Origin of the sequence: Shewanella hanedai, from assembly GCF_007197645.1 — a bacterium.
GTDB classification, from domain to species: Bacteria; Pseudomonadota; Gammaproteobacteria; order Enterobacterales; family Shewanellaceae; genus Shewanella; species Shewanella hanedai.
Genome location: NZ_VKGK01000002.1, coordinates 1 through 26,620 on the forward strand (window position 1 = coordinate 1; position 26,620 = coordinate 26,620).

20 protein-coding genes are annotated in these 26,620 nt (G+C 44.5%); 7 read left to right on the forward strand and 13 right to left on the reverse strand.

What is annotated here, in order from left to right; translation table 11 throughout:
• Positions 1-841: 841 nt before the first annotated feature.
• Complete coding sequence (locus FN961_RS01860; RefSeq protein WP_143562858.1) at positions 842-2,440, reverse strand: GMC family oxidoreductase; 1,599 nt, start codon at positions 2,438-2,440, stop codon at positions 842-844.
• 55 nt (positions 2,441-2,495) lie between these two features.
• Positions 2,496-3,005, reverse strand: a complete 510-nt coding sequence (locus FN961_RS01865; protein WP_143562859.1) for a TAT leader-containing periplasmic protein — start codon at positions 3,003-3,005, stop codon at positions 2,496-2,498.
• A 150-nt stretch (positions 3,006-3,155) separates the two neighbouring features.
• On the opposite strand from FN961_RS01865, the gene FN961_RS01870 reads away from it, so the two are divergent.
• From FN961_RS01870 to FN961_RS01880, 3 genes are all read left to right on the forward strand, one after another.
• Positions 3,156-4,124 carry a hydrolase gene (locus FN961_RS01870; protein WP_143563128.1) on the forward strand — a complete coding sequence of 323 codons (969 nt, stop codon included), beginning with the start codon at positions 3,156-3,158 and terminating at the stop codon, positions 4,122-4,124.
• Between the two features lie 6 nt (positions 4,125-4,130).
• Positions 4,131-4,367, forward strand: coding sequence for a YheU family protein (locus tag FN961_RS01875; RefSeq protein ID WP_143562860.1), 237 nt, complete (start codon positions 4,131-4,133; stop codon positions 4,365-4,367).
• A gap of 112 nt (positions 4,368-4,479) precedes the next feature.
• The gene (locus FN961_RS01880) at positions 4,480-5,367 is read left to right on the forward strand and encodes a phosphoribulokinase (protein WP_143562861.1); all 888 of its coding nucleotides are present in this window, start codon (positions 4,480-4,482) and stop codon (positions 5,365-5,367) included.
• A gap of 476 nt (positions 5,368-5,843) precedes the next feature.
• Here FN961_RS01880 and FN961_RS01885 read toward each other — a convergent pair whose 3' ends face one another.
• From FN961_RS01885 to FN961_RS01910, 5 genes are all read right to left on the reverse strand, one after another.
• A complete protein-coding gene (locus FN961_RS01885; RefSeq protein ID WP_143562862.1) occupies positions 5,844-8,975 on the reverse strand; it encodes an efflux RND transporter permease subunit in 3,132 nt (1,043 codons plus the stop codon).
• 12 nt (positions 8,976-8,987) lie between these two features.
• Entirely contained in the window at positions 8,988-10,310 is a 1,323-nt protein-coding gene (locus FN961_RS01890) for an efflux RND transporter periplasmic adaptor subunit (RefSeq protein ID WP_143562863.1), read from the reverse strand.
• The gene (locus FN961_RS01895; protein WP_143562864.1) at positions 10,310-11,704 is read right to left on the reverse strand and encodes a TolC family protein; all 1,395 of its coding nucleotides are present in this window, start codon (positions 11,702-11,704) and stop codon (positions 10,310-10,312) included. Before FN961_RS01895 ends, FN961_RS01890 begins: the two co-directional genes overlap by 1 nt.
• Positions 11,705-11,975: 271 nt before the next feature.
• Positions 11,976-12,365 (reverse strand): hypothetical protein, encoded by a 390-nt coding sequence (locus FN961_RS01900; RefSeq protein ID WP_229814613.1) that lies wholly within the window; start codon positions 12,363-12,365, stop codon positions 11,976-11,978.
• Positions 12,366-12,816: 451 nt separating this feature from the next.
• Positions 12,817-13,599 (reverse strand): tetratricopeptide repeat protein, encoded by a 783-nt coding sequence (locus FN961_RS01910; protein WP_143562865.1) that lies wholly within the window; start codon positions 13,597-13,599, stop codon positions 12,817-12,819.
• A 467-nt stretch (positions 13,600-14,066) separates the two neighbouring features.
• Here FN961_RS01910 and crp point away from each other — a divergent pair, with 467 nt between their 5' ends.
• From crp to FN961_RS01930, 4 genes are all read left to right on the forward strand, one after another.
• Complete coding sequence (gene crp / locus FN961_RS01915; protein WP_012144207.1) at positions 14,067-14,702, forward strand: cAMP-activated global transcriptional regulator CRP; 636 nt, start codon at positions 14,067-14,069, stop codon at positions 14,700-14,702.
• Between the two features lie 81 nt (positions 14,703-14,783).
• Positions 14,784-15,122 (forward strand): PepSY domain-containing protein, encoded by a 339-nt coding sequence (locus FN961_RS01920; protein ID WP_143562866.1) that lies wholly within the window; start codon positions 14,784-14,786, stop codon positions 15,120-15,122.
• Positions 15,123-15,169: 47 nt separating this feature from the next.
• Positions 15,170-15,844, forward strand: coding sequence for a response regulator transcription factor (locus FN961_RS01925; protein WP_143562867.1), 675 nt, complete (start codon positions 15,170-15,172; stop codon positions 15,842-15,844).
• A complete protein-coding gene (locus tag FN961_RS01930; protein WP_143562868.1) occupies positions 15,841-17,175 on the forward strand; it encodes an ATP-binding protein in 1,335 nt (444 codons plus the stop codon). Before FN961_RS01925 ends, FN961_RS01930 begins: the two co-directional genes overlap by 4 nt.
• 59 nt (positions 17,176-17,234) lie before the next feature.
• Here FN961_RS01930 and FN961_RS01935 read toward each other — a convergent pair whose 3' ends face one another.
• From FN961_RS01935 to FN961_RS01960, 6 genes are all read right to left on the reverse strand, one after another.
• The gene (locus FN961_RS01935) at positions 17,235-18,032 is read right to left on the reverse strand and encodes a DUF1338 domain-containing protein (protein WP_143562869.1); all 798 of its coding nucleotides are present in this window, start codon (positions 18,030-18,032) and stop codon (positions 17,235-17,237) included.
• Positions 18,033-18,213: 181 nt separating this feature from the next.
• Positions 18,214-19,674, reverse strand: coding sequence for a succinylglutamate-semialdehyde dehydrogenase (astD, locus tag FN961_RS01940; protein WP_143562870.1), 1,461 nt, complete (start codon positions 19,672-19,674; stop codon positions 18,214-18,216).
• 10 nt (positions 19,675-19,684) lie between these two features.
• Positions 19,685-20,704 (reverse strand): arginine N-succinyltransferase, encoded by a 1,020-nt coding sequence (gene astA, locus FN961_RS01945; protein ID WP_143562871.1) that lies wholly within the window; start codon positions 20,702-20,704, stop codon positions 19,685-19,687.
• 134 nt (positions 20,705-20,838) lie between these two features.
• The gene (locus FN961_RS01950) at positions 20,839-22,056 is read right to left on the reverse strand and encodes an aspartate aminotransferase family protein (RefSeq protein WP_143562872.1); all 1,218 of its coding nucleotides are present in this window, start codon (positions 22,054-22,056) and stop codon (positions 20,839-20,841) included.
• A 683-nt stretch (positions 22,057-22,739) separates the two neighbouring features.
• Complete coding sequence (locus FN961_RS01955; protein WP_143562873.1) at positions 22,740-23,882, reverse strand: HDOD domain-containing protein; 1,143 nt, start codon at positions 23,880-23,882, stop codon at positions 22,740-22,742.
• 186 nt (positions 23,883-24,068) lie between these two features.
• The gene (locus FN961_RS01960) at positions 24,069-26,552 is read right to left on the reverse strand and encodes a S9 family peptidase (protein ID WP_143562874.1); all 2,484 of its coding nucleotides are present in this window, start codon (positions 26,550-26,552) and stop codon (positions 24,069-24,071) included.
• Positions 26,553-26,620: the final 68 nt, after the last annotated feature.

Below are 26,620 nucleotides of genomic sequence, written 5' to 3' on the forward strand. Positions count from 1 at the left end.
CACGGATAAGCCCTTGCCATTCGCTAGTAGTTAACGTTTAATAACAGCATGTTATTGAACGGTGACCTTCCTACAGAGGACTTTCACCTCATTAGTTCATGCCCATGCTGGGCGTACACAAGAAATTAAACAAGGACAAAAAACAGTTGGCTTTTGCTCCTTCGTCGCTTATTTTAGCCAACAATTTTTTGCCTGTTAATTAGGCGTTACCGTTTATCCACTTGCCATACTTTCCCTAATAAGAGTCATCACTTTAAGAATTTTGACTCTAAACCATTTCTGTCCAGAAATGAGTTATAACCAACAACTTCACAACTGTGATCACCAAGGGACTTTGTCGTACAAAACCTAAATCGAAGAGATAAGCAATTAGGTGTGAACGCGGCTGCGACCTTCGACAGCATGGCCGTTCTATGACATCCATGTCACCACGGCATTTGTGAATCCATTCACATCAGATGCTGTCGTAGAGCCCACAGGGATTGTGCTTGCGGCGTGTCGCAGAAGTGTTTACACATTAAACGAGCCGCAGGCTATAGATTAGATATGAAATCGTGGTTGATCATAAGTAAACCAAACAGCAAACCTGTTCAATGAACCCAACCTAAAAGATATTTGAAACTTGCTATCAAGCAAGTCAGCAAATTGTTGTCCAAAAGCGAGTTACAACTCAAAGGTTTTCACCACGGAGGGCCACGGAGAAAGACAATAGCCAGAACAATGTACTTGAAGCATTTATCTCTTGAACTTATCGCAGCGAAGCGCTCTAGCAGTGAGCTTGCGAACGACCTCGCAGGCACGCAGTGCCGTCCTAGTAGGGCGCAGCCCGTCCTTCTCAGCTTTACGTTCGAGAAGAAGCAGTTAACTTTTCTGCTAATCGAGTCGCGTTTCTTGCTGTCATGCCATAGATTGAAAGCTGTGGGTTGGCTCCCAAGCTGGTAGGGAATATTGACCCGTCCATGACTGAGAGATTTTCATAGTAATGAGACTCGCCATAACTATTAACCATCGCCATCTGAGTATCTTCTCCCATAGGACAGCCACCCATCACATGTGCGGAGGCGACTACAGTTTTCAATGGTGCTAATTCCATATTTTCAATCACTGACTTGGCTTCTTGCCAACTATTTAAGTACGGCATACCTTCGCTGATAGGTAAAACCTGTTTAGCCCCAGCAGCAAACTGTAACTCAGCCATGCTGGCAAATGCTCGTCTCGCTGAATGCCAGAAAGCATCGGTCAGTGGATAATCGAGTGAGAAACCCGTGTCCGTTAAGTGCACTTGTCCACCTTGGCTATCAGGGTGGTAACCATCACGCACCAGCGCAATCGTCACTTGCAGTTGATTAAAGTTTTCCATCAAGGCTGCGTGACTTTTACCATAACCAATTGTCTTTGTAGAGATAAGTATTGGATGAACCGGCGGAACTTCCAATTTATAACCCAGCTCACCGACTGCGCCATCGCGCCAAACAAACTCATCACTGTAGATAGATTGTGGCGCACCACTGTGGCCGTTAATCGGGTCGTCAAACAGGGCACCGCTCAACAAGGTTGGATGTAAGAAAGTGCGCTTACCCAACAGTTGATGCGGGTCAACAACACCTGAGCGCATCAGAATGGTTGGTGTGTGTATCGCACCAGCAGATAGAATGTAGTGTTTAGCCTTAAAGCTCAACTCTATTGCTGTTGGCTTTAACTGCTCATCAAGTGCTATCGCCTTAATGCCCGTGATCTTGCCATTAAGGTGTTCAAGCTTCATCACCTTCGTTCGACTCACTAGCGTCGCCCCAAGGTCGAGCGCAGCAGGAATCGTCGTCACCAACATAGATTGCTTGGCATTAACCGGACACCCCATGCCACAGTAGCCAGTGTTCCAGCAGCCTTTGACGTTGCGCTTAATAACAGTGAAATCCCAGTTCAGTTTTTCACAACCTGTCTTTAGTGCTTGATTATTGCGGTTCAACTCATATTTCCATTCGGAAATATTCAGTCGTTTTTCCATCTTCTCAAACCAAGGATCAAGCTCTGCTCGAGAAAGACCTGTGACGGATTTATCCTTGGCCCAATACTCTAATGCTGGCGTGGGTGTACGAATAGAGGTCGTCCAGTTTACCGTGGTAGATCCACCGACAGCGCGGCCTTGAAAGATGCCGATGGCTTTATCTTTTGTTTTCATGCCTGCCGCTTGATGATAGAGATTCGGGTAAGCGCGTCTCTCCTCCATATTAAAGCTTTTGGATGATTTAAGCGGGCCTCCTTCCACAATAATCACTGAGAGTCCTGCCTGAGTTAAGATCTCTGCTGCAACACCACCTCCGGCGCCACTGCCAACGATGACGACATCGGCCTCAAGGGTTTTCCCTTCTCTTAACTGACTCGCATCAATGTGTTTCCACCCCGACGCTAGGCCTTCTTCTATGGGATCTTGTATAGCCACCGCATCTACCTCCAAGCACAAATGTTATTATTATTTTCTCTATCTTTTTTGTTTTCTATTCTTCAAAAAAAGTAGGTTTAGCGTAATTGAGATGACCCCAGTGTTCGGGAAATGAATAGTAGCTTGCTAACACCAACTCCCTTAATCCCTGGTAAGCCGTCACCAGTAGATCTAAGAAACTGTTCCGCCAATATTCCAACATGGCGATCAATTCATTGGGAGAGCGCATCATTAGCGGCGTCATACTGCCAGTTAATACCAGTAGCCCTAACCTCTGTTCCAACATACCCAGCAACTCTTCGAGCTCATCTTGCCCCTCTTGAGGCAAATAGGTGATCGTTTGGGATATGGCATCGAGCGTTCTATTTTGGGCTGCAACCCGCATTGACTCAACATTAGGTAATGCGTCTTCTAGAAATACCGGAAGTAGCACGCTAAATAACAACCTGTGCTCATTATCCAGTGCCTTATTCACCCGAATATGTTCAGGAGAATAGATACTCAAGCCCAGCGCCAATGTCGCAGTGCCCACCAGCGCGGTAGTTAAAAAAGTACGTCGTTCCATGCTCAACCCTTAAGATGATGATGTATTGAGGTTTTATACCGATAACAGACTACTAAACTATCAAGTGAGCTTAAGCTATTGGCTATTTATGCTACAATCATTCCCATATAATTAAACACACGTTTTAATTTTCAGCAATAGCCAAAAGTGATCATGACTAATTTCTTACCTCCCTGGTGGGCCAGAAACCCCCATATCCAAACGATTTTACCTCTATTAACTAAGGTGGACAGACCAGAGTTACGTCGAGAGCGCTTTGAACTCCAAGATGGGGATTTTATCGATCTCGACTGGTTGAGTACGCCTAAAGAGGGAGAAGCAATACTGGTTATCATCCACGGGCTTGAGGGAAGTGCAGAATCGCACTATGTTCGTAGGCTGCTTCATGACTGTAATAAACGTGGTCTTTGTGCCTTGGTTCATCACCATAGAAGTTGCTCCGGTGAATCCAACCGACTCGCAAGAAGCTATCACAGTGGTGATACTCAAGATTTACAAGAAAACCTTCAGCATCTAAAACTCAGGTTCCCGACCTCGCCTCTGCTGGCCGTTGGTTACAGCTTAGGGGGTAATGTGCTCACCAAATATCTCGGTGAACAGGGAGAGAATAGCTTACTCAAGCGCGGCGCTGTGATATCGGCGCCTCTAAAGTTATCCGCCTGTGCTAAACGCTTAGAAAAAGGCTTTTCGAAGGTGTATCAAAGCTACTTAATCAAGCAGTTACAGCAAAAAGTCACAGATAAAGTCAAAGATGATTCTCTGCGAGACGCTATGCCTGTATCCTTAGCGCAAATTAGCCAGCTCGATACTTTTTACGCATTTGATCATAGGGTGACAGCACCTCTTCATGGCTTTACTGGTGTCGATGATTATTATCAAAAATCCAGTGGTATCGATTACCTAGCCACCATAAGACAACCGACCTTAGTGCTTCACGCGGCAGACGATCCTTTTATGACCGCAGATGTGATCCCGACTGAAGATAAGATCTCATCTCATGTCACTTACGAGCTGCATGATCAAGGTGGCCATGTTGGATTCATTAATGGCGGTAACCCGTTTAAACCTAAGTACTATCTAGAACAGAGAATACTTAATTTTTTATTATCACCAGAGTAAAACGAAATGCTTGTTCCATATGATTCATTAGTGCAGCTTCCAACTGAAACCTTCGAGGCATTGATTAAAGAGTACCTTTTTACTCAACTCGAAGATGGCAGCTTCTCAAACACAGATGCGGACGGGCTAAAAACCGCCATAGTTCAATGTAAGCAGGCACTTAAACAGGGTGTGCTGGTGGTGGAGTTTAGTGAAGAAGATGAATCGATTGCGATTCGACAACGAGAGCAATTAGGCCATTAAAATCTACACGATCAGAGCGGTCAAGTTTGACCTTTGACCACTGATTATCGTATAAATAGAGATTCGCTACTCGATAGCTATTCGCCTTTACAGCTTCCATCTAGGAAAATTAATGTCAGCAAAACATCCCATTATCGCAGTAACTGGCTCCTCAGGGGCAGGTACCACGACAACAACACGGGCCTTCAAGCATATATTTCGCCAACTAGGGATCAATGCTGCGACGGTTGAGGGAGACAGTTTTCATCATTATACCCGTCCAGAGATGGAGCTGAAGATACGCCAAGCCCAAACGGACAATAAGAGCATCAGCTACTTTGGCCCCGAAGCCAATGATTTTGGTAAGTTAGAGCAGTGTTTTAGTGACTATAGTGCAACAGGCCAAGGTGAGACTCGTGCTTACTTGCACACCTTTGATGAGGCAGTTCCCTTTAACCAGATGCCAGGTACATTTACCCAGTGGCATTCTCTGCCTGAAAATACCGATATGCTCTACTACGAAGGGCTTCATGGTGGGGTTAAAACCGATTCCTGTAATGTTGCCGAGCATGTGGATCTGCTTATCGGCATGGTTCCGATCGTTAACTTGGAATGGATCCAGAAGATCATTCGCGATACATCAGACAGGGGCCACAGTCGTGAAAAAGTGATGGGGTCGATCGTGCGTAGCATGGATGATTACATCAACCATATGACGCCTCAATTCTCCCGTACTCACATCAACTTTCAGCGAGTACCGACTGTCGATACCTCGAACCCTTTCAGTGCTAAGAGCATTCCAACCTTAGATGAGAGCTTTGTGGTGATCCGTTTTCGTGGCATCAAAAATGTCGATTTCCCCTATTATCTGAAAATGATCGATGGCTCTTTTATGTCTCGAATTAATACCTTAGTGGTTCCAGGTGGGAAAATGTCATTGGCGATGGAATTAATTCTGACCCCGCTTATTCGGGATCTACTCGAGAAGCGTAAACAGCTGCTATCACTGGACAGTGAATAGAGTCGGATTGTGAATAGGATAAGATTTGCTTAAGCTTTGTTTAAGCATGTTCTTGTAGACTTTATCTCGTCGGGATTTCAGGCGAAAGACTGATGAGTTAGCATGCTCTTGGGAGTAAATTCCCCCATCTTGATCTGTTTGTTCTCTTGAGTATGCTGACTATTCTTTTCAAAGAAGGCCCTAGGATAAAACAAGTTCCTAGGTTCTAGACCCTCTTAGTAAATTCCACTTTTAATGCTTTATCTAACTCTTGGTTTACAAAAAAGCTTGAGTATGCTGGCTATTCTTTCAAAGAAGGCCCTAGGATAAAACAAATTCCTAGGTTCTAAAACCTCAAGCCTTTTCCAAGAAAGCCCTAGGATAAACCTAGCACCTAGCACCTAGCACCTAGCACCTCAAGCCTAGCCCCAGAAATAAAAAACCAGCCTCAAATTGAGACTGGCTTTATCATAATGTCGATTATTCTTACTCTAGCGTTATCTAGCTCGCTTAGCCCCTAGGCGGTACACGAGCAAGTAGAGCACGGGTAAGATAACCAATGTCAGTAATGTTGAAGAGACAATGCCGCCTATTACAACGGTCGCTAATGGACGCTGTACTTCTGCACCTGTTCCCACGTTAATCGCCATAGGAACAAAACCTAAACTGGCCACCAGAGCCGTCATCAATACCGGACGTAATCGCTGACTTGCGCCCTGCTTAATCGCATCGATAAGCTCTAGCCCTTTGAGTTTAAGCTCCTTAATAAAACTCAACATAACCACACCATTAAGCACTGCGATTCCAGACAGCGCAATGAAGCCAATGGCGGCTGAAATAGAGAGCGGCATATCTCTGAACACTAAGGCCATCACACCACCCGTTAACGCAAGCGGCACACCACTGAAGATAATCAGTGAGTCCCTGATTGAACCAAAAGCGCTATAGAGCAAGCCAAAGATTAGTAGCAGCGTCAGCGGCACCAAGATCATTAATCGGTTTGATGCCGATTCCAACTGCTCAAAGGTGCCACCATATTCACTCCAATAACCGCTAGGTAGATCCAATTCTTCACTCATCAAGGCTTTAGTATCATGAATAAAGGATCCCAGATCCCTACCTTCAACGTTAGCGGTCACCACCACATGACGTTTACCACTTTGGCGGTTTATCTGGTTTGGCCCCACTTTAAACTGGATATCAGCCACCTCTCCCAGAGGCACATAACTAAGATCAGGATTAAGATCCGCAGGAAGTGCAATAGGCAGACTCTCCAACGCCCTGAGATCTTGGCTGAAATGATCCTGCATACGAACCACCAGCTTAAAGCGACGATCCCCTTCATAGATCAGACCCACAGGCACACCCGACACAGCGGTTTGCAGTGCTTGTTGCACATCCACTATCGTCAAGCCTAACAAGGCTAAATGATCACGGTTAGGCTCGATAGAAAGCGTCGGTAAGCCTGACATCTGCTCGACACGCACATCTTTCGCTCCCTCGATTTTATGAAAGAGCGCTTGAGCGCGATCGCCTGCAGCCTTCAGTGTATCGAGATCGTCACCATAGATCCGCAAAGCTACATCCGCTCTGACGCCGGCAATCAACTCGTTAAAACGCATCTCAATAGGCTGTGTAAACTCATAGTTATTACCAGGGACTTGCTCAACATGTTCCCTAAGCTCATCAATAAACTGCGCTTTGCTCTTGGTTGGATCTGCCCACTCAGAACGCGGTTTGATGATCAAAATGGTATCAGCAACACTAGGCGGCATCGGATCGGTTGCCACTTCTGGTGTGCCTATTTTTGAAAATACCCGCTCCACTTCATCGAGTTCATTGATGACCAGCTCCAGCTTCTTCTGCATCTCAGTAGATTGCTCAAGGCCAGTCCCCGTGATACGCATGGCATGCATGGCAATATCACCTTCATCGAGTTTAGGTAAAAACTCAGAACCTAAACGGGTCATCTGGTAGCCTGTCACAGCAATCAAACCGATTGCGGTTAGCAAGATAACGGCTGGTCGTTTCAGCGAGAAAAACAACACTGGCTCATAGACACTGCGCGCCTTCGCCATCAAGAAGTTTTCTTTCTCGTTTACCTTACCTTTTACAAACAGAGCAATGGCAGCCGGAACAAATGTCACCGACAGAATAAGGGCACCGATAAGCGCGGCAACCACAGTAAAGGCCATCGGGTGGAACATCTTACCCTCAACACCACTCAGGGCGAAAATAGGCAGATACACCAGCATGATGATCAATACACCAAATACCGCAGGACGGAATACCTCTTTAGTTGCCTCAAAGACGACTTTAAGACGCTCCTCCAATGACAGTAATCTGCCATATTGATGTTGTGCCATCCCGAGTCGACGCAGGGCATTTTCGACGATAATCACCGCACCATCGACAATAATACCGAAATCGATAGCCCCAAGACTCATCAAGTTGCCTGACACCCGATTAGCGGTCATTCCCGTAATGGCGAACAACATACTTAACGGGATCACCAAGGCTGCGATCAAAGCAGCACGAAAGTTCCCCAACAGAGCAAACAGCACCACAATAACCAGTACCGCACCTTCAAACAGGTTCTTCTGTACTGTTTCAATGGTCTGATCAACTAAGCTGGTTCGGTCATAGACAGCTTCTGCCACAATCCCCTCAGGTAAGCTGGCATTCACCTCGGCGAGCTTATCGCCCACCTCTTTGGCCACCACGCGACTATTTTCGCCCAGTAACATAAACGCGGTACCCAATACGGTCTCTTCACCATTTTGAGTTGCGGCGCCAGTTCTTAACTGCTTACCATAAAACACCTCAGCCAGATCGCCGACCCGCACAGGTGCATCGTCACGCTTAGTCACAACAACCTGACGGATCTGCTCGAGATCCTTTAATTGCCCAGGGGATCGAACTAACCACTGCTCACCATTTCTTTCTATATACCCAGCACCGGCATTGCGGTTGTTAAGTTCAAGGGCGGTGATCAGCTCATTGACGGTCACTTTAAATGCCAATAGCTTGCCGGGATCCGGAGCGACTTGATATTCACGCTCGTAACCACCTAAGCTGTTGATCTCAGTCACACCCGGCACCTTGACCAGCTGTGGACGTATGATCCAGTCCTGGATCGTACGCAGATCTTCAGCGTTATAAGCGGTGCCGTCCTCTTTTAACGCGCCATCTAACGCACGTATCGAGTAGGTAAATACTTCACCTAGACCACTACTGACAGGTCCAAGCGCAGGTTCAGCATCTTTAGGTAATTCACCACGGATCCCCTGTAATCGTTCGGCAATTTGTTGTCTTGCCCAATAGATATCAGTGCCCTCATCGAAGATCACTGTGATCTGAGATAATCCATAACGGGAAATTGAGCGGGTATGATCCAAGTTAGGGATCCCCGCCATGGCATTTTCAATCACGTAGGTTAGACGCTGCTCAGATTCCAGCGGCGAGTATCCCGCAATGGCGGTATTAATCTGTACCTGAACATTCGTGATGTCAGGAACTGCATCGATCGGTAGCTTAAAGGTGTTATAGATGCCGAGCAAAGCCACAAGCACAGTTATCGCCAATACCAGCAGCCGTCTCTTTAATGCAAAGGAGATGATTGTATCCATGATTATCGGCTCCTAGTGCACATGCTTAGCGGCATTTTTCATAATATCAGCCTTGAGCAAATAGCTATTTTCAGTGACATATTCACTATTAAGTTCAAGCCCTTCTAGCACTTCGGTATACACACCATCACTCTCACCTAAGGTCAGCATACGCACCTCGAAGGTGTTGCCATGTTTGACAAATACAGCGGGCTTATCCATAAAGGTTTGCAGTGCATCGACACGTACAGCTAACGGTACCTGTTTACTTCGGGTTTCTATCGCAGCTTGTATGTGCATGCCAGGACGCCAGTGACCATGGTCATTATTAATCACAGCACGGACACGGGCGATATGCCCCCCAGTCATCATTGGTGCAATATAGCTGATAGTGCTACTGGCAGATGCACTGCTGTGCTCACCACTTTCTGTATGTTGATCACTTCCTGACCCTTGATCACTCCCTGCACCTTGATCATTATGATCATCGCCAATCGTCACCTTTTGACCCAGTGATAACTTTTCGATGTTTTTAGGGAAAGCTGACAGATCGATCCAGACCGATGACAAATCGCTGATACGCACTAACGCACGATTGTAGGTATTGTCACCCAAGCTCAGCAGCTGCTCAGTCACCTGACCACCAGCGGGGCTCTTGACCTCATAGCGTTGCAATGTACTTGAGTTTCGTACTGTCGCAATCACCTGACCTTTCAACACGCTATCACCAATGCTGACATGCAACTGCTCAATTACGCCGGCATAAGGTGCGGTAACATTAAACTGCTTAGCGGTTATTGGTGCTACGATGCCGAACAAAGTATCGGTAAACAGTAATTCCTGCTTGCCCGCTTGGTGTGTCTCAACTCCAAATAGTGCTAACAGCCTATCGTTAATCTCTGTACGTCCGGTGTAATTCTCATAGTGCCAATCATAAGATTCCCCTTTAAAGCCTGCATGCACCTCAACTTCAAAAGAGTGTGGCTCTGCAATACTCACAGTACTGACCAAATAATCATCTTCTGCTGTAAAGCTAACCTTATCTGTTTGACCACCAAGGCGATTGAGAAGAAGCTCAAGATCAACCGTTGTCGGATCCACCTTCTCCTCTTTGTAGTAAGCGTAGATACGCATCTCTGGCGGGATACCCGACTCAGCCATGGTAACTTCAATTTCAAACTCACCAGCATGAAGTAAACGGCCACCATGGGGGCCTTCGGGAACATGCTCCTCTTCCTCTTCATTCCCATGTCCGTGGTCGCCGCTGGCCCACGCAGAGTTGATAGGGAATAGCATTGACGTAAAAGCCATTACAGCCATAAAAATCGATAAAAATGCATTGGATTTGAGATTCATTATTTGTTCTCCTGCGCCGACATAGGCTCAGTGTTTAACCCTTTGTTTAGGTAACTTATTGAATGAGGGTATGAATAAGAGTTAACGCTTAACAGCGCCGCTGTCATCGGTTGACCTGTGATGCGTTCCAGTTCGAGCTTTTGCTGATAAACAGCCACCTTAGCGTCGATAAGTTCTCGTTCAACATTGAAAAGTTCAGATTGTGCATCCACCAGTTGTAACACCGTCACTTGCCCGGTCTGGTACGCACTTTGGGTCTCTGTTAGCAGACGTTGAGCCAGAGGTAAGAGCTCCTCACGCAACAAAGAAGCTTGTCGAGCATTGTTGACCATGACCTGATGAATTTCGAGTAACGTCAGTTTGAGCTGAGTTCGAGCCAGTTTTTGCTGCTCCATCGCCTTATCTTCATTCGCTTTCGCTGCAAGAATATTGCCCTGATTTGGATTGGAGAGTGGAATAGGCATTGAGAAGTTAACCATCAAGGCACCGTCATCGAAACCATCATAACCACGTACGCCAACACCCAAGGTGATATCATATTGAGCCTTAGATTCTTCCATACGGCGTTTGGCATACATCAAGCGCTCAACACTCAGTAACTGCAGATATTGAGGCGCGGTTTCAATGGCATTGAGCACACTAGCAGCGGTTGGAATATCGGTGAGTATATCCAGCTTCCCCTCAATACGATCAAAATGAACCTCACCAGCCCAGCTAAGTGCTAACCTCTGCTTAGCGACTTGTGTGTCGCCTACAAGTTGTTGCTGAACAGCTTTAGCGCGCATCAATCTCAACTGCATCTTACTCACATCAGCCTGTGCAACTGCACCCGCTTTAGCCCGTGACGCAATGGTGTTTAGTGCCTTTCCTTCAATCTCAATACGCTGAAGATTCCAATCCTGTAACGCTTGGAGACGCAACACTTGATAGTAATTTCGAGTTGCTTGCGCCAAAATATCCAGACGCAATATTTCATATTCCGTGAGTGTTTGACGTTCGCCAGCCTCCGCAAAATCAATCCGTCTTTGACGTTTATCTCCCAGCTCAATCAGTTGGCTTAGCCCTAAGCTGACCTCTGCATTGTCCAGCCCCTGCTTATCGCCTGTTCCCAATATGTTTTCAAGTTCAACCGATAACTCAGGGTTAGGCGTAATACCCGCCTGTAAAACCAAAGCTTCATTGACCCTTAACTCATAGGGAAAGATTTGTAACTGCGGATTGGAAAGTAAGGTTTTTTCAAGCACCCAAGGCAGCGTAATAACACTGCTATTGGTTTTCGGCATTGTCTCTGCTTGTACAAACCCCATACTGACGACCAGCGACAGTCCACACAAAATCACTGTAACCAACCCGCGTTGGCAGGCCACAAGTGTGATCTCTAAATATCTCTTCACGAGAGTAACTCCAGTTAATTAACCTGCGCGTTTATGAAGGTGAGAAAGCCCAAGGACAGCTCTACAAAAACCTGATAAATCAACGGTGCAGATCGATTGATTTCGGGTCATTAGTTCCGGCTCAAAACATCAAAAAGATGTACAACGAATATCAGCAGTTCACTCGATAATGTTATCGGTGATTCATGCCGTTACGTCTGAGTTTGGCCCTAAGACTCAATCAAAAATTAAGACTAAATATTGTAATAAATACTAATCGGTATAACTGAATTTATACGTGTGGCGGGGGAATAGGAGGAGCGTAGCTTCTATTTTGGTATTGAAGAACAAAGAGGTATGTATCTTGGCCTGAATTTCGTTTAGTCAAAAACCTTAACTCTTCAGGTGGATGACATGAGGTATGAAAGTCATCATCATGCCCATCTTGTTCAGACACCGTCCTTGCATGCGCACAAGAATCCCCTACTTGATGACAACAAGAATCTTGCTCTTCACTCTCTGACTGCATTTGAGCTTGTGGCGCCTCTTGTGAAGTGTGCTCATTAATATGAATATCCGATGCAACGCAGGTAGGGAAAAGTTGCGACACGAAAACCACCAGTAAAAGAACCAGTGTCAACTTAGATTGCATGATCTGTGTTGAAGCTTTAATGCTAAACAAGCTGTGTTTCCGATATCTAAAGAGTAATGACGTTAAACCAATGGTGTAATATACCAATCAGTATAAGAAGTTGATCTACTCAGAGTGTTTTTTGGCAAACTAATTCAAGGCGAATGGATGACATAATGGTTGTTCCCTTATGAGTTCATTCAACGCAGAAGTAGGCAGCCAAAAACACTCCTTACAGGCGAGTTTTAGCAGTTCTGATGCTGTGTTAACGAGCTTAACCGTAGAATAACTATGCTCTTCACTCGCTGCCTTGCCTCAGGACCGCTAAACTCTCGCTGAGCGATCAAATCTTTATACTGATTGGTATTAAACCAGAGTCTGATTTTCAGTTCTAGATAAATAACAGCAATATACAACCTGAGCAGCAAAAGAGATGGGATAAACGTGAGCAAGGTGGCAAAAGAGCACTCTCAAGAAAGACAAGTGCACTTTGAGGTCTCTTTTATTCGTTCATTAAAGGGACTGACTCACGAAAAGGTTTATTCTGTTCATAGATTTGCAAACGCTGCTCGAACTCATCAGAGCGATCGACATGCTCACTCAACTTTAATGCATCGATGGCTTTATGTTGAGTCAAAATTGCCGAATTGAAGTCACCTGTTTCGGCATAAGCGGCTGCAAGGTTATCTAAATTGGTGGGATCTTCTTTATCTCCCTCAACTAAGCTTCGTGCCAGTTTAAGCGCTTTTTCACCATTTCGGTATTTAGCTTCCGGACACGTTGCTAAGATCCACGCTACGTTCCCCAATGACACTACATCACCTACCGCACTAAATCGTTCGACCGCTTTGCCACAATTACGTTGAACGCCCTCGCCCCCAGCGGCATAGATAAAGCCCAATCTGAACTCTGCCCATTTACTGCCTTGCTCACTTAGCGCCAGATACCAATGCTCTGCTACCGTCAAATCACGGGCGACGATATTCCCTTCAAAAGAGAGATCGGCGAGAGTTTGCTGAGCTTTGACATGTCCCTGCTCTGCGGCCAATGATACCCACTTGATCCCGAGCTGCTGATCTTGCTCAACAAAACGTCCAGAAAGATACATTAAGCCCAATAGAAACTGTGCCTCTTGATCTCCATGTGTCGCTTTAAGTTCGATGTGAGCAAATTTACTGGCAGCCACCTCTGTGGCGGGTTGGGGAATTGAAAAAGCATACGCTGCAGTGCTCATTACAGAGGTAATGACAAGTCCAGCACTAATGATTAACGAATGATATTTCACACACAACTCCTACGAAATAAACAAACAGGAAAGAGGGGGAGCCCTGTAACGACAAAGCGAGAACCAGTATACAAAATATAAATATAAATAAAACCATTACAAAATAAGTCTTTTTTATAAATAAGATAAAATTCGACGATACGAACGAGGTAAAAGCACAAATGGCGACTCTGTTTATAAGACAACTAAAGAACAAACAAGTTCTTACCTAAATTCATGTAAGATGTGACTCGCTCAGCATTGTTACACCATTCACCGTATCTTTATGCTTTATTAGTTGACTTATATCACTAATGTATCAAAATATTCGCCAATTTATACCTAGCAACTTCCAGCATAAATAGCATATTAGTTACATTCATTTTGTCTAAATTTAGACCTCCCTCTAAGTTTTACGGACTTAATTGACGTAAACTGCTTATTTAGCATATTCTTGTATTTAATTTAAACAGTCGAGGAACATAGGCATGGCTCTTATTGGTAAGCCTAAACCAGATCCTACTTTGGAATGGTTTTTATCACACTGTCACATTCATAAGTATCCAGCCAAAAGTACTTTGATCCACGCTGGTGAAGAGTCAGATACTCTTTACTATATCGTCAAAGGCTCAGTCGCTGTTTTAATCAAAGATGAAGAAGGTAAAGAGATGATCCTCTCTTACCTAAACCAGGGCGACTTTATTGGCGAACTTGGTTTGTTTGAAGAGCAAGCTGAGCGTACTGCTTGGGTTCGCGCCAAACAGCCTTGTGAAATTGCAGAAATTTCTTACAAGAAATTTAAGCAGTTGATCCAGGTAAATCCTGAAATTTTGATGAAGCTTTCTTCTCAGATGGCTTACCGTCTGCACAGTACAAGTCAAAAAGTCGGTGATTTAGCCTTCCTTGACGTTGCTGGAAGAATTGCCCAAACGCTATTACATTTGGCAAAACAGCCTGATGCGATGACTCATCCAGACGGCATGCAAATTAAGATCACTCGTCAAGAGATTGGTCAAATTGTGGGTTGTTCACGTGAAACTGTTGGTCGTATTCTGAAGATGCTTGAAGAGCAAAGTTTGATCCAAGCTCACGGTAAAACAATCGTAGTATACGGTACTCGCTAAGCTAACATTAAGTTAGATTTAAGATAGCTTCGCTAAAGTGGCCTGAGATAATCTCAGGCCATTTTTTTGGAGAAAATGCTAATGACAAGAGCTCAATTATTTGGCTTATTAGCTCTTGCGACCTTACTGCCTATAACATCTCTTGCTACCACACTAATCGAGCTTGAACATAATCAAGCGAAAGAGTTAGTCAGTACGGGAAAAATCCTCTCTCTCGATGTCACCTTAACCAAGACTGAGTCTTTCTGTTTTGGGAAACTTATTGATGCCCATCTGTATCAAGACAAAGGAAAATGGCGTTATGATTTGCAAATTAAGGCACAACGTGGCCAAATCATAGATCTAAGCTTGGATGCCAGCACTGGACAACCTAATCCTAATAAATCATTGCCAAGTGAATGCCGTGCTTTTGAAAAATAGTCCCTGGTAACACCAACTCCTTTGATACCTTTTATTGACAGGTTCCTATGAAACTACTGCTCGTTGAAGATAATGAATTACTGGTTGCAGAACTAGAGAAGCAATTGAAGCAGGCCGGGTACGTCACTGATGTAACCGATAAGGCCGCCGAAGCCGATTATCTGCTTAAAGAGACCAATTATGATTGTGTGATATTGGATATTGGTCTGCCAGACGATAATGGTTTGGACCTGTTGAGCCGATGGCGTAACCAAGGCATCAATACCCCTGTTATTATGCTGACGGCAAGAAGCCAATGGCACGAAAAAGTCGAAGGCTTTAATGCCGGCGCAGATGATTACTTAGGTAAACCTTTCCATACTCAAGAGCTATTGGTCAGAATCAACGCCTTAATACAAAGAGCTCACGGTAAAGCCAACTCCCCCTCTAAAGAACTCAGCTTTGCTGGTGTGACGTTAGATGAAGATCAGCAGACTGTGGTGGTTAAAGAGGAGAGATTTGAACTTACCGCCATGGAATTTAGACTGCTAAAGATATTTATCATGTCGCCTAAAAAGCTTCTCTCTAAAGCTCAACTCACAGATAAGCTATATCAGTTTGATGATGAAAAAGAGAGTAACGTAGTCGAGGTTTATGTCACTCACCTACGCAAAAAGCTCGGTAAAACCAGCATTGAGACACGTCGTGGCCAAGGATATATCTTCCACGGCATCAGAGAATGATATCAATCAAGACTAAACTCAGCCTTTGGTTAACGGGTTTAGTCATCTTATCTACCGCAGTTGGCATCATTTTTTTCGAAACCATGCTGCGTCAGGCCTTTCATGATTCCATTATCGCCCGCTTACAGGAAGATATTGAGCAAGTCATGCTGGCGACACATCTTGATGGCGAGCAGTTAGAAATAGATCAGAGCCAACTTTCTGGATTTTATAAACCTGTATTTTCAGGACGATACTATCAACTTGATCTTGCCGATCTTGAGATCCGATCTCGCTCTTTATGGGATCAAAAACTCGATATCGAAAAACTTGCGCTTGGGGAAACCCGTGTGTGGCAAGCCAAAGGGCCTCTGAATCACGATATACAGCTTCTCTCCATCGGTCTGAGATCCGACTCAATGGATGTTGGAGCCACTTTAACCGTAGCTCAAGACTTAAGTATCGGACGTAAGGTTTTTACCCAAATTTACGGCACTAAATTTGGCGTCAACTTGGGTATGTTATTGGCGATGATTGCCGGTATTTTCTTAGTGTTAAGGCAATCTTTTAAGCCTATCAACCAGATACAAGATGCACTCTCTAGACTCCGAGAAGGAGACATCACCTCCCTAGAGGTCAACGACCTTCCTTCAGAGCTACGCCCCCTCGCGTCCACTTACAATGACCTATTAACTTACTCAAGTAAGCAAATGGAGCGCAGTCGTAACAATATCGGTAACCTCAGCCATGGGCTAAAAACCCCACTGGCCGTTATGCAGCAACAAGTGGAAGTATTAGGATTAAAAGATCCTGACTCTGCGATCGCATTACAAAACCAACTAGACCTTATTCATAAGATGATAGAAAGAAAGTTAGCCACCGCGCGGATCACTGGTGATATGTTGCCTGCGGCCCAGATGCAACTTCCTAAAGATATTCAAGACTTGGCTAAAACCTTAAACAAGGTTCATTTCAATAAGCAGATCACCTGCAAGTTCAACATTCCCGAAACCATTACCCGACTTCCGATACATCGTGAAGATGGAATGGAACTTATCGGAAACTTACTCGACAACGCGCATAAATGGGCAAAAGAGTACGTGGAAGTGACTGTCTGCACTGACGATAATTGTAATAAGGGAATTAGTCTAACCATTGAAGATGATGGACCCGGCGTTGCAGATAATGAGTTAAGTCTGCTCACTAATCGAGGTAAGCGCTTGGATGAAGATACCATGGGTCATGGCCTTGGACTCTCGATTGTTAAAGATATTGCCGAACAGTACGAGATAAAACTCACCTTTACCAAAAGCATGAAACAGGGAGGCTTGAGGGTAAAGTTGGAGTTCTAATGCAAAAAGCCGTCACTCTGGACGGCCTCTTATACCAATGTTTAGTTTACATCGAGTGCTTAACTTACATTTGTACTTTCAAAAATCTTGTCAGCAGAAGCTGCGACAAAGCCAGTATAAAGCTCACCATCAGCCTTAGGGTAACGCAGCGCAAACTCATAGAAACAGCTAGGAATCGACTTCTGAACGTCTTTAAAGCTAACTTCTATCTTATCTGCCATCGTTGAAGATTGCTCAAGCAAGACTTCAGCCGATCCTTTCACTTCACCGCCAGCCGAATTCAACACGAAATCCCCTTTTTTCAAGGTCTCATTCACATCTAGAATAGTTGAGTATCCAGGAAGGTGATTGATTGAGACTGTAAAGTGATTCGCTCGGTAACCAAAAGCTGCTACCCAAGCCGCATACTCGCTCTCGGCAAGTAGTGCTTCATAAGTGGTAAAATCCAGATCCCAATGACGTCCTGAATAAAGGAAGTTATCAGCAGTCGTTGCGTCGATATCGATCTGTTCAACTAAACCTTTAATAATACCTTGTAGCTGTGGGCTAAACTCTTCAACCATCAACTCAGAGATAAAGACCTTAGGCTGAGTTGGATCTGGGTGTTCGAAATGCTTAGCTTTTAGCTTTTTCGCTTCGAAGTTGTAATCGCCACTGTCTACATATCCCAAGCTTTCAAAATGAGCAGCTAAAACCGTTAAGTTTACCTTCTCAATATTGAACGTACGCAAGGCAATATGATCATTGATGATGGTCTCCCCTTTTGACAGGAGTTGATGAACCTTAGCAGCAGAAGGCGTCATCTCAATATAATCATTCCAAAGTGATTTAAATAGCTTGTTAACATCGGTGTGCATCAATTTATTCCTTAACGGCATCGCGAGCCAATCACCGACCTAGGTCAGTCCTGGTATTATTGTTATCACGATATAAGTACAGCGAGAGTAAAGTGGTTTAAACCTATCTGACTTTCTGTACCATTTATAAATATGGGAGCCACCTTACGATGCCTCCCATTACTTTTAACAACTTTCAGTATTAGATACTTAAACCTGGGCTTAGGCTCGCTGGTAGGCTAACAGTATCAGCCTCAACAGAAGCAACTGGATAAGCACAGTAATCGGCAGCATAAAATGCACTCGCTCTGTGGTTACCCGATGCGCCAACACCACCAAATGGTGCAGCACCCGATGCGCCAGTGATCTGCTTGTTCCAGTTCACGATACCTGCACGAATACGCGCTAAGAAGTATTCGTAATCGTCACGACTGTCCGCAAGAATACCGGCAGATAGACCATAGCGAGTCTTGTTTGCTAGCTTAATAGCTTCATCAAAGTCGGTGTAACGAACCACCTGCAGCAGAGGCCCAAAGTACTCTTCATCTGGCAGTTCAATCACTTGAGTAACATCAATCAAACCCGGTGAGACTAAACCCGTACCTGCTTCAAGATGCGTCAATTCAACCAGAGAGTGAGCGCCTAATTTAAGTAGGTTATCTTGCGCTTGTACCATGCCTTTCGCCGCCACTTCTGAAATCATGGATCCCATAAATGGCTGAGGTTGAGTATTCCAAGCTCCCACTTGAATACGCTTAACCGCGGCAGCTAGCTCAAGTAATAACGCATCACCTTCAGCGCCTTTTTCAACATAGAGACGACGCGCACAAGTACAACGTTGACCCGAAGAGATATACGCTGACTGAATGATGTCATGGACTGCAGCCTTAGTATCTTTAACACCTTTGATGATTAGCGGGTTATTGCCGCCCATCTCTAAGGCTAAAATCTTACCCGGCTCACCAGCGTATTGCTGATGTAAAATATGACCAGTACGAGAGCTTCCCGTAAAGAACAGACCATCTATCTGTGGGTGTGATGCTAACGCTTTACCTGTTTCAACTTCACCTTGGACTAAGTTAACAACACCGGCTGGTAATCCCGCTTTTTCCCAACACTTAAGCATGAGTTCAGCGACTTTAGGCGTCAGCTCTGATGGCTTAAAAACCACGGTATTACCCGCAAGGAGTGCTGGCACGATATGGCCATTTGGCAAGTGACCAGGGAAGTTATATGGGCCAAATACGGCAACTACACCGTGAGGCTTATGGCGTAAAACGGCGCGTCCAGCAGGAATATCGTTCTCAGTGCTGCCAGTACGCTCTTTATAAGCCGCCACTGAAAGGCCTATTTTACCTATCATGGCGCCAGCCTCTGTGGCTGTCTCCCATTGAGGCTTGCCAGTTTCTTGGGCAATAACTTCAGCTATCTCGGCCTTGTTCGCTTCAAGCTGAGCACGGTAAGCTTCAACGATCGCCAGACGACCTTCAAATCCAAGCATAAACCAATCGAACTGTACTTCACGAGCTGCTTCAACTGCGGTGTTGACCTGATCTGCTGTTGCAGTTTTGCTGCTCCAGATCACTTCATTGTTCGCGGGATTTTTAGATGTCACATCGTGACCTAAACCAGTGATCCACTGGCCGTTTATAAATTGAGTCATTATTTGTTTCCTACAAAGCCAAAATACGGATTTGCTCACCTTGCTTAACCAGCAAGCCAGCTGCTAATTCAGGTGAGATGACAACCTCATCACTTTCTTGACTAACAAGCAGTGTTGAAGATGTCGCACGATAGTTCGCCAACTGTGTGTTTGAGATAACATAGCTAGTGTCTGATGCTGGTTGCACGCCAATAGTTACCGTCAATAAACGGCTCTCTCTAACCGAACGGATATCATTAATATTACATTCGACCGTGGGACCACCATCGAAAATATCCACATAACCACGGCATCTGAATCCTTCAGCTTGGAGCAAATTCAACGCTGGACGTGTGTTAGTATGCACTTCACCAATCACCTTTTGCGCGGCTTCTGGTAACAGACATACATAGACCGCATTTTTAGGCATCATCTCAGCCATAAAGCCTTTCTGACCAAGGCCTGAAAGATAATCCGCTTCAACGAAATCTATTCCTAAGAAATGCTTTTGCAGCCAATCATAAAATGGGGAGTTCCCATCTTTATCACTTTCACCACGCATTTCAGCAATCACGGTTTCACCGAATCGCTGCTTATGTTGGGCTAAAAACAGGAATCGACTACGGGACAACATGCGACCATTGTTATTTTTACGGTATGAACCACGTAAAAATAGCGTACACAACTCAGCTGCACCGGTGTAATCGTGACATAAGGTTAGGGTCTCAACCTCATTTCTAACGTCAATCTGTTCTGAATGATATACCTCAGTACCGAGCCTGTAATGGTAGAAAGCATCGACCATTCCAACAGCAGCTTCGATACCACATGTTCCGACGACTTCACCAGTTTCGGTGTCTTCAAGCACCATGAGATAACCTTCATCAAAAGGTTTATTCACTTCTTTAAGAAATGAAGCTTCTACTCTGGCTATCTTGCTTTTAAGCAGCTCTTCATTGACAGGCAATGATGTAAACCCGTGACCGGATTCTTCAGCTATTTGATACAGCGCTTCAAAGTCGCTAGATCTTATGGGACGTATTATTAACATCTCTGAGCCTCCTCACTTTCACTCTCCTCTTCCCCCTTCCTTGCTCTAATTAAGGCAAGTTTAAATAGGTTAAGATTCAAGCATTCCTAATGACAAAAAAAGAGTGTTGAACACTTCAACACTCGGTATGTCAATTAGGCTGCAACGACTTTAGCTACAGCACGCTCAAAGCGAACTAGCCCTTCGGCGATATCAGTTTCAGGAATAACCAGAGAAGGAGTGAAACGTATTACGTTAGCACCAGCAACTAGGCACATTAAGCCTTCACCCACTGATGCAACGAGGAACTCTTTTGCACGTCCTTGATATTTGTCATTCAATACAGCACCAAGCAGTAAACCCTGTCCACGAACTTCAGAGAAAACCTGGTATTTATCATTAATCTTGTTAAGACCTTCACGAAGCAACTTCTCACGAAGCTTAACGCCGTTAAGGACTTCAGGAGTGTTTACAACATCCAAAACTGCATTACCGATAGCACAGGCAAGTGCATTACCACCATAAGTCGATCCGTGAGTACCTATTTTAAGGTGATCAGCAATCTCTTTAGTCGTCAGCATCGCCGCGATTGGGAATCCGCCACCTAGGGCTTTAGCCGTGGTCAGAATGTCAGGCACAACATCGCCGCGCATGTAGGCATATAGTTCGCCCAAACGACCCACACCAGTTTGTACTTCATCAAAGACCAATAGCGCGTTGTGCTTATCACACAGGGCACGCACTGCTTTTAGGAATTCTGGATCGGCGTCGATAATTCCACCTTCACCTTGAAGTGGCTCCATCATGACCGCGCAGGTTTTATCAGAGAATACAGCTTCTAGTGCAGCAATATCATTGAAAGGAACATGAGTAATGCTTTGTGGCTTTGGACCAAAACCATCAGAGTAAGCCGCTTGGCCACCGACACTTACGGTAAAGAAAGTACGACCATGGAAAGCTCTATCGAATGCGATGATTTGATCTTTCTCTGCACCAAACTTATCCATAGCGTAACGACGCGCAAGCTTAAGTGCTGCTTCGTTTGCTTCTGCACCTGAGTTAGCAAAATAGACACGATCGGCAAAAGTCGCATCCACTAACTTAGTCGCAAGTGCTAAAGCTGGCTCGTTGGTCATTACATTAGACAGGTGCCAAAGCTTCTCGCCCTGCTCTTTCAGTGCACCAACCAAAGCTGGGTGACAATGACCCAGACAGTTAACGGCAATACCACCCGCAAAATCGATAAACTCATTACCCTCTTGATCCCAAACTCGGCTTCCTTCTCCACGAACAGGAATAACAGCCGAAGGCGCATAATTAGGCACCATCACTTCATCAAACTGGGCTCTTGTCAGGGTCTTGTTTACGCTCATACCTTCTCATCCTTTATTGTTGTGATGGCTCTGAAAGCCACTATGCCCGCCTTTTTCTTTATAAAAACTCATGATGGCGGTGCTAATTTTTATTACTTAATAGACATTAATAGCGAAAATGTGATCAAAACGCCAGTTTCTTACACCCAACTAAGATCTATTGCACACATTTATTGCATAAAGAGTTGAGTTTAAGAATTATACAAGCGTTTATAACGGGGGTTTCGAGCATAATTAGTCATAAAAAAAGTTATTCGAAACCATTTCCGCTAACTATTCACCAAACATGCATAGTTAACGAGTGAATAGTATTAAATACACCAAAGTTAACCGCTAATTAGTATATGTTTAAAGCTTATACCCAAACAACTTCAAGATGCAGGATTCAGCATGTCGAGAAGTGACAGAGTTCAAGGCACGAAATTGCTGGACTAGTTATTCTAATTCACTTTTTCATAACGCAGAAACATGTTGCTTCTCGCCGTGCCCTTCGGGAGTTCCCGTAGAATATCTGCACTGTGTTAGTGATATCAATAAGGGAATAGCCATTATCCTCAATCACTGCCTTGTTCAGCTATCCTACGGGAGCTCTGAAACGAGCATCTTGAGGTAGCTTGGGTATAAACCCCGCCCCCTGCTGTGTCACCACGACTTTTAAGGCTGATAAATGCTAAGAGAAGGGATCAGATAATATTTAACTTTCGATAATTTTGACCTTTGAGCCTGATTAGCTCTTGCTCGCTCAACTCATAATAGTCGAACATAATGCGCTTCTCTTGCGGGTTTATCAGCTTCATCTCTTCTAATAGCACCACTTTAGCGTAGCAGTTTGCTCTGGCAACAATAGACGCATTTTCAGAGAGATCTTTATAACTCAAGTTATTATCTAACTCTGCCATTACTGACGTCATAGGGCTGTCACTAAAATTTAACTGCTGCAGTAGCTGCCAGTTCAATCTATCGCCGTGCTCTATCACTAACTCATATACTTTCTGTGATGGAAACTCCGTCACTAAAACAGCATCATAAAGCTCTTTATCTCTACTATTATTGGCTTCCCCCAACCAGAGTCCCCATGTTTCCTCAAACAATAAGGTACTATTTTTTAATACTACAGAGGGCCCTAACTGGCTTAACAGAGTACAGATATAGACAAATATGCTGTCTTTTTCATGCAGCTTTCCCAGTGCCTGAGCAGCAATCGCACTCACCATGGAATAACGCCACAACTTACGAGTCGTCCACAGCAAGTTTGCATGTCCTGAAGGCAACCAATTTCTTAAGCAAAAATGCGGGATCAACAACTTGATATTTTCGATGCCGATAAAGTTAAGCACCAATTTTAAGTCTGTCAGTTTCACATCAGACCCTTTTGGGCGTCGATGTCTGAATGAGGTGCTGTTAACGATATTGAGAAGATCGCGGACTAACCATGATTCGTTTGCAATTAATGGGCGAAGGCGATTGATATCGATGTTACTCCCCTGTAGGAGCTCCAACATCAACAATTGAGATTCATTAACTCCGGCACTTTTTATAACAGCATCAGCCGAAGCTAACCTGTGATTAACGGCGTTACTTACTGTTTTAATTAGCTGCTCTGATACTCGCTCAAAAACTTGTTTTGCTTCTATCTGTTTAGCTAATCGCTCTAATACAGCTTCTCGTTCTATAGCCAGTTTGTTAGCATCATCCTCTAACTCAGCATCCAATTCATCAAACATGGAATCAGATTTTTGTTTTCCCACGATCAACTGTTTATAAAGTCTATGCTCTATTTCAATAACCTTACCTGGCCTAACTCCACCTGCCACTGATATAGCCACTGTCTATTTTTCCTCAAAAAGGTCTAAGTGATAATTTAGCACCTTTATTAACAATATTTATACATTGCCGATAAATAACGAGCCTAGCAACACCCAAGCCCATTAAGTTGATGGGGAGTTTTACTTCCTCCCCCAATGGATTTAGAAATAAAAAAGCCTCCGTTCAGAGGCTTATATTTCTAGACCTTACTTGAGCTCTTCATTGAATAGTTTATAGATCCTACGGTATTCATCTAACCAACTTGATGGTTCTTTAAAGCCGTGTGGCTCAACAGGGTAGATAGCAGTTTCAAACATAGGTTTTTCCAGCTCGATCAAACGCTGCACTAAACGAACACTGTCTTGGAAAAAGACATTGTCATCGAGTACTCCACTCATAATCAGTAATCGTTTTTGCAGACCCTGAGCGTGCTCAATTGGCGAGCTACGTTCGTAAGCGATAGGATCGACATCTGGTGTGTTTAGAATATTTGAAGTGTACGGGGCATTATAATGCGCCCAGTCAGTAACCGGACGTAAAGCAGCTCCTGCTTGAAATAACTCTGGCTCGTTAAAGAGCGCCATAAAGGTCAGGAAGCCACCGTATGAACCGCCATAAGTACCAACCTTATTAGCGTCAACATTAGCATTTGCCGCCATCCAGCTTACGCCATCTTTTAGATCTTCAACCTCAGGCGTGCCCATTTGGCGATATACAGCCGTACGCCAATCACGTCCATACCCTTTTGAACCGCGATAATCCATATCCATCACCACATAACCCTGTTGGGTAAGCAAGTTATGGAACATAAACTCTCGGAAGTAACCTGAGAAGCCGTAATGTGCATTTTGCAGGTAACCAGCACCATGATTAAAGATCACCGCAGGATACTTGTCTGCTTGGCTCTTATCATACCCTTGTGGTAGGTAGACTCGGGCATACACGTCATCAGCACCATGGCTTGACGGCACAGTAACAACCTCTGGCGCTTGCCAAGGATAACGTTTGAAAGCATCACTGGTGTATGAGGTCATCTTTTTAAGATCGCCGCCGATAGGCTGCAGATAAAGTTCACTCGGCTCTGTACGACGTGAAGCATTGAGTAGCAAATTATTACCATCTGGACTCAAACTGTAATCAAGCTGTCCATCCCACTGCGTTAACTGCTCATCTTTACCTGTATTGATCTCCACGCGATAGACATTGTCGATACCTGGATGACTTTTATTGGCCTTGTAATAGATAAACTGGGCTTTGGGCCCAAGAGTGATATCACTAACGACGTATTGACCTTGAGTTAAAGGCTCAGCTTCTTTACCTTCACGCTTAAGATAGAGGTGAGAGTAACCGGTTTCTTCAGACAAATAATAGAGATCGTCGGTAGCGGGCAACCAACCAAACTGATTGAAGTTATAGTTAATCCAAGCGTCATCATGCAATCTGTGTTCAGTGTTAAGCGAGCCTTTATCCAGATCTAATGTTGCTATCCAGCGGTCTTTATTATCGACTGCCTCAAGCATGACAGCCACTTTGTTATCCGCTTCTTGCCACTGAATCGCGCTCTGCTCCCATCCCCAATCTTGTATTAATTGAATTTTACGTGGCGCACGCTCACTCTTATAAGATTCACCCTTCGCCTTGGCATTTTCGGCCTTTACTTTAGCGAGCACATCTTCATCGAAACCTTCAAGCCCTTCGATAGTGATTGCACGTTCAGTGTGAGTGTCGAGATCCAACAAGACTAGGCGCTCACCCGGATTCTTATCTTCCGCTACACGCGCTCTAGCAGGTACGGCATCAACATACCCATCTTTACCAAGATAGTTAGGCATGATGTCGTGTTCGCCACGCCAGCTATATCCTTTATCGATTAATGAAAGCAGAACATATCGTCCATCTGGTGAAAGGCTTAAGTCAGAGACCGTTTCACTGTCTCCCAAATACCAAACCTTGCTTGCCAGTGTTGGATCTTGTTCAGCTAATTCAGCCTTATATTGCTCTCTCTTTTTATCATTATCATGCTGCTGAGACACATACTTGATCAGCCTGTGTTGCTGCTTAGCAATGTAACTTGATGGGTCTTCCACGCCTTTTGGTTTGGCAGACATCTTTATGCTGGCTATTTGCTCATGCATACCCGTGTAGTTATGAATACGATAGATATCATCTCCCTGCCAATAAGCGATATCGCCATTATTTAGGAAACGTACGCCATTAACAGGTGAGTTTTGTCTGGTTAACTGTGAAATTAAGCCCGAACTCAGTTGCTTTACAAAGACGTTACCTTGATAGATATAAGCTTTTTTAGTTTTTTTGTTATCAAGTACGCCATATTTCTGAGATGCTTTATGTAATTCATTGAGCGTCAACTGCGTTGCTTTATCGCCATTCAATGCTTGTTCATAGTAGTTTTTAACTGGATTGCCGTGAGCTTGTCGAACGAAAAAGATAGACTGACTATCATCCCCCCAATACGCCCCTTTAGCCAATATTCCCATCCAGTCTGGATTAGCCATGATCTGCTTTAGGCTTAGTGCTTCATTAACCTTAGGAGGACTGGCGAGTAAAACCTGACTTTGCTGTTGGGTAACTTGTTCGTTTATCGTTTGTTCACTTGAGGTTGCCGTACAGCCACTTAAGATGGCAATAGCTAGGACACTTAGTCCCGAATGTCTTATCAGACTCGTCATTGTGCTTCCTTTTATTTTTCAATGATCATGACTATCTAAAACAGAGGGTCATACTGCGTCATTGATAT

Coding starts and splice junctions, on each gene's coding strand:
- FN961_RS01865 (WP_143562859.1), bottom strand. CDS start 3,005: ATGGAACGACGTACTTTTTTAACTACCGCGCTGGTGGGCACTGCGACA.
- FN961_RS01875 (WP_143562860.1), top strand. CDS start 4,131: ATGCTTGTTCCATATGATTCATTAGTGCAGCTTCCAACTGAAACCTTC.
- FN961_RS01880 (WP_143562861.1), top strand. CDS start 4,480: ATGTCAGCAAAACATCCCATTATCGCAGTAACTGGCTCCTCAGGGGCA.
- FN961_RS01885 (WP_143562862.1), bottom strand. CDS start 8,975: ATGGATACAATCATCTCCTTTGCATTAAAGAGACGGCTGCTGGTATTG.
- FN961_RS01890 (WP_143562863.1), bottom strand. CDS start 10,310: ATGAATCTCAAATCCAATGCATTTTTATCGATTTTTATGGCTGTAATG.
- crp (WP_012144207.1), top strand. CDS start 14,067: ATGGCTCTTATTGGTAAGCCTAAACCAGATCCTACTTTGGAATGGTTT.
- FN961_RS01920 (WP_143562866.1), top strand. CDS start 14,784: ATGACAAGAGCTCAATTATTTGGCTTATTAGCTCTTGCGACCTTACTG.
- FN961_RS01925 (WP_143562867.1), top strand. CDS start 15,170: ATGAAACTACTGCTCGTTGAAGATAATGAATTACTGGTTGCAGAACTA.
- FN961_RS01930 (WP_143562868.1), top strand. CDS start 15,841: ATGATATCAATCAAGACTAAACTCAGCCTTTGGTTAACGGGTTTAGTC.
- FN961_RS01935 (WP_143562869.1), bottom strand. CDS start 18,032: ATGCACACCGATGTTAACAAGCTATTTAAATCACTTTGGAATGATTAT.
- astD (WP_143562870.1), bottom strand. CDS start 19,674: ATGACTCAATTTATAAACGGCCAGTGGATCACTGGTTTAGGTCACGAT.
- astA (WP_143562871.1), bottom strand. CDS start 20,704: ATGTTAATAATACGTCCCATAAGATCTAGCGACTTTGAAGCGCTGTAT.
- FN961_RS01950 (WP_143562872.1), bottom strand. CDS start 22,056: ATGAGCGTAAACAAGACCCTGACAAGAGCCCAGTTTGATGAAGTGATG.
- FN961_RS01960 (WP_143562874.1), bottom strand. CDS start 26,552: ATGACGAGTCTGATAAGACATTCGGGACTAAGTGTCCTAGCTATTGCC.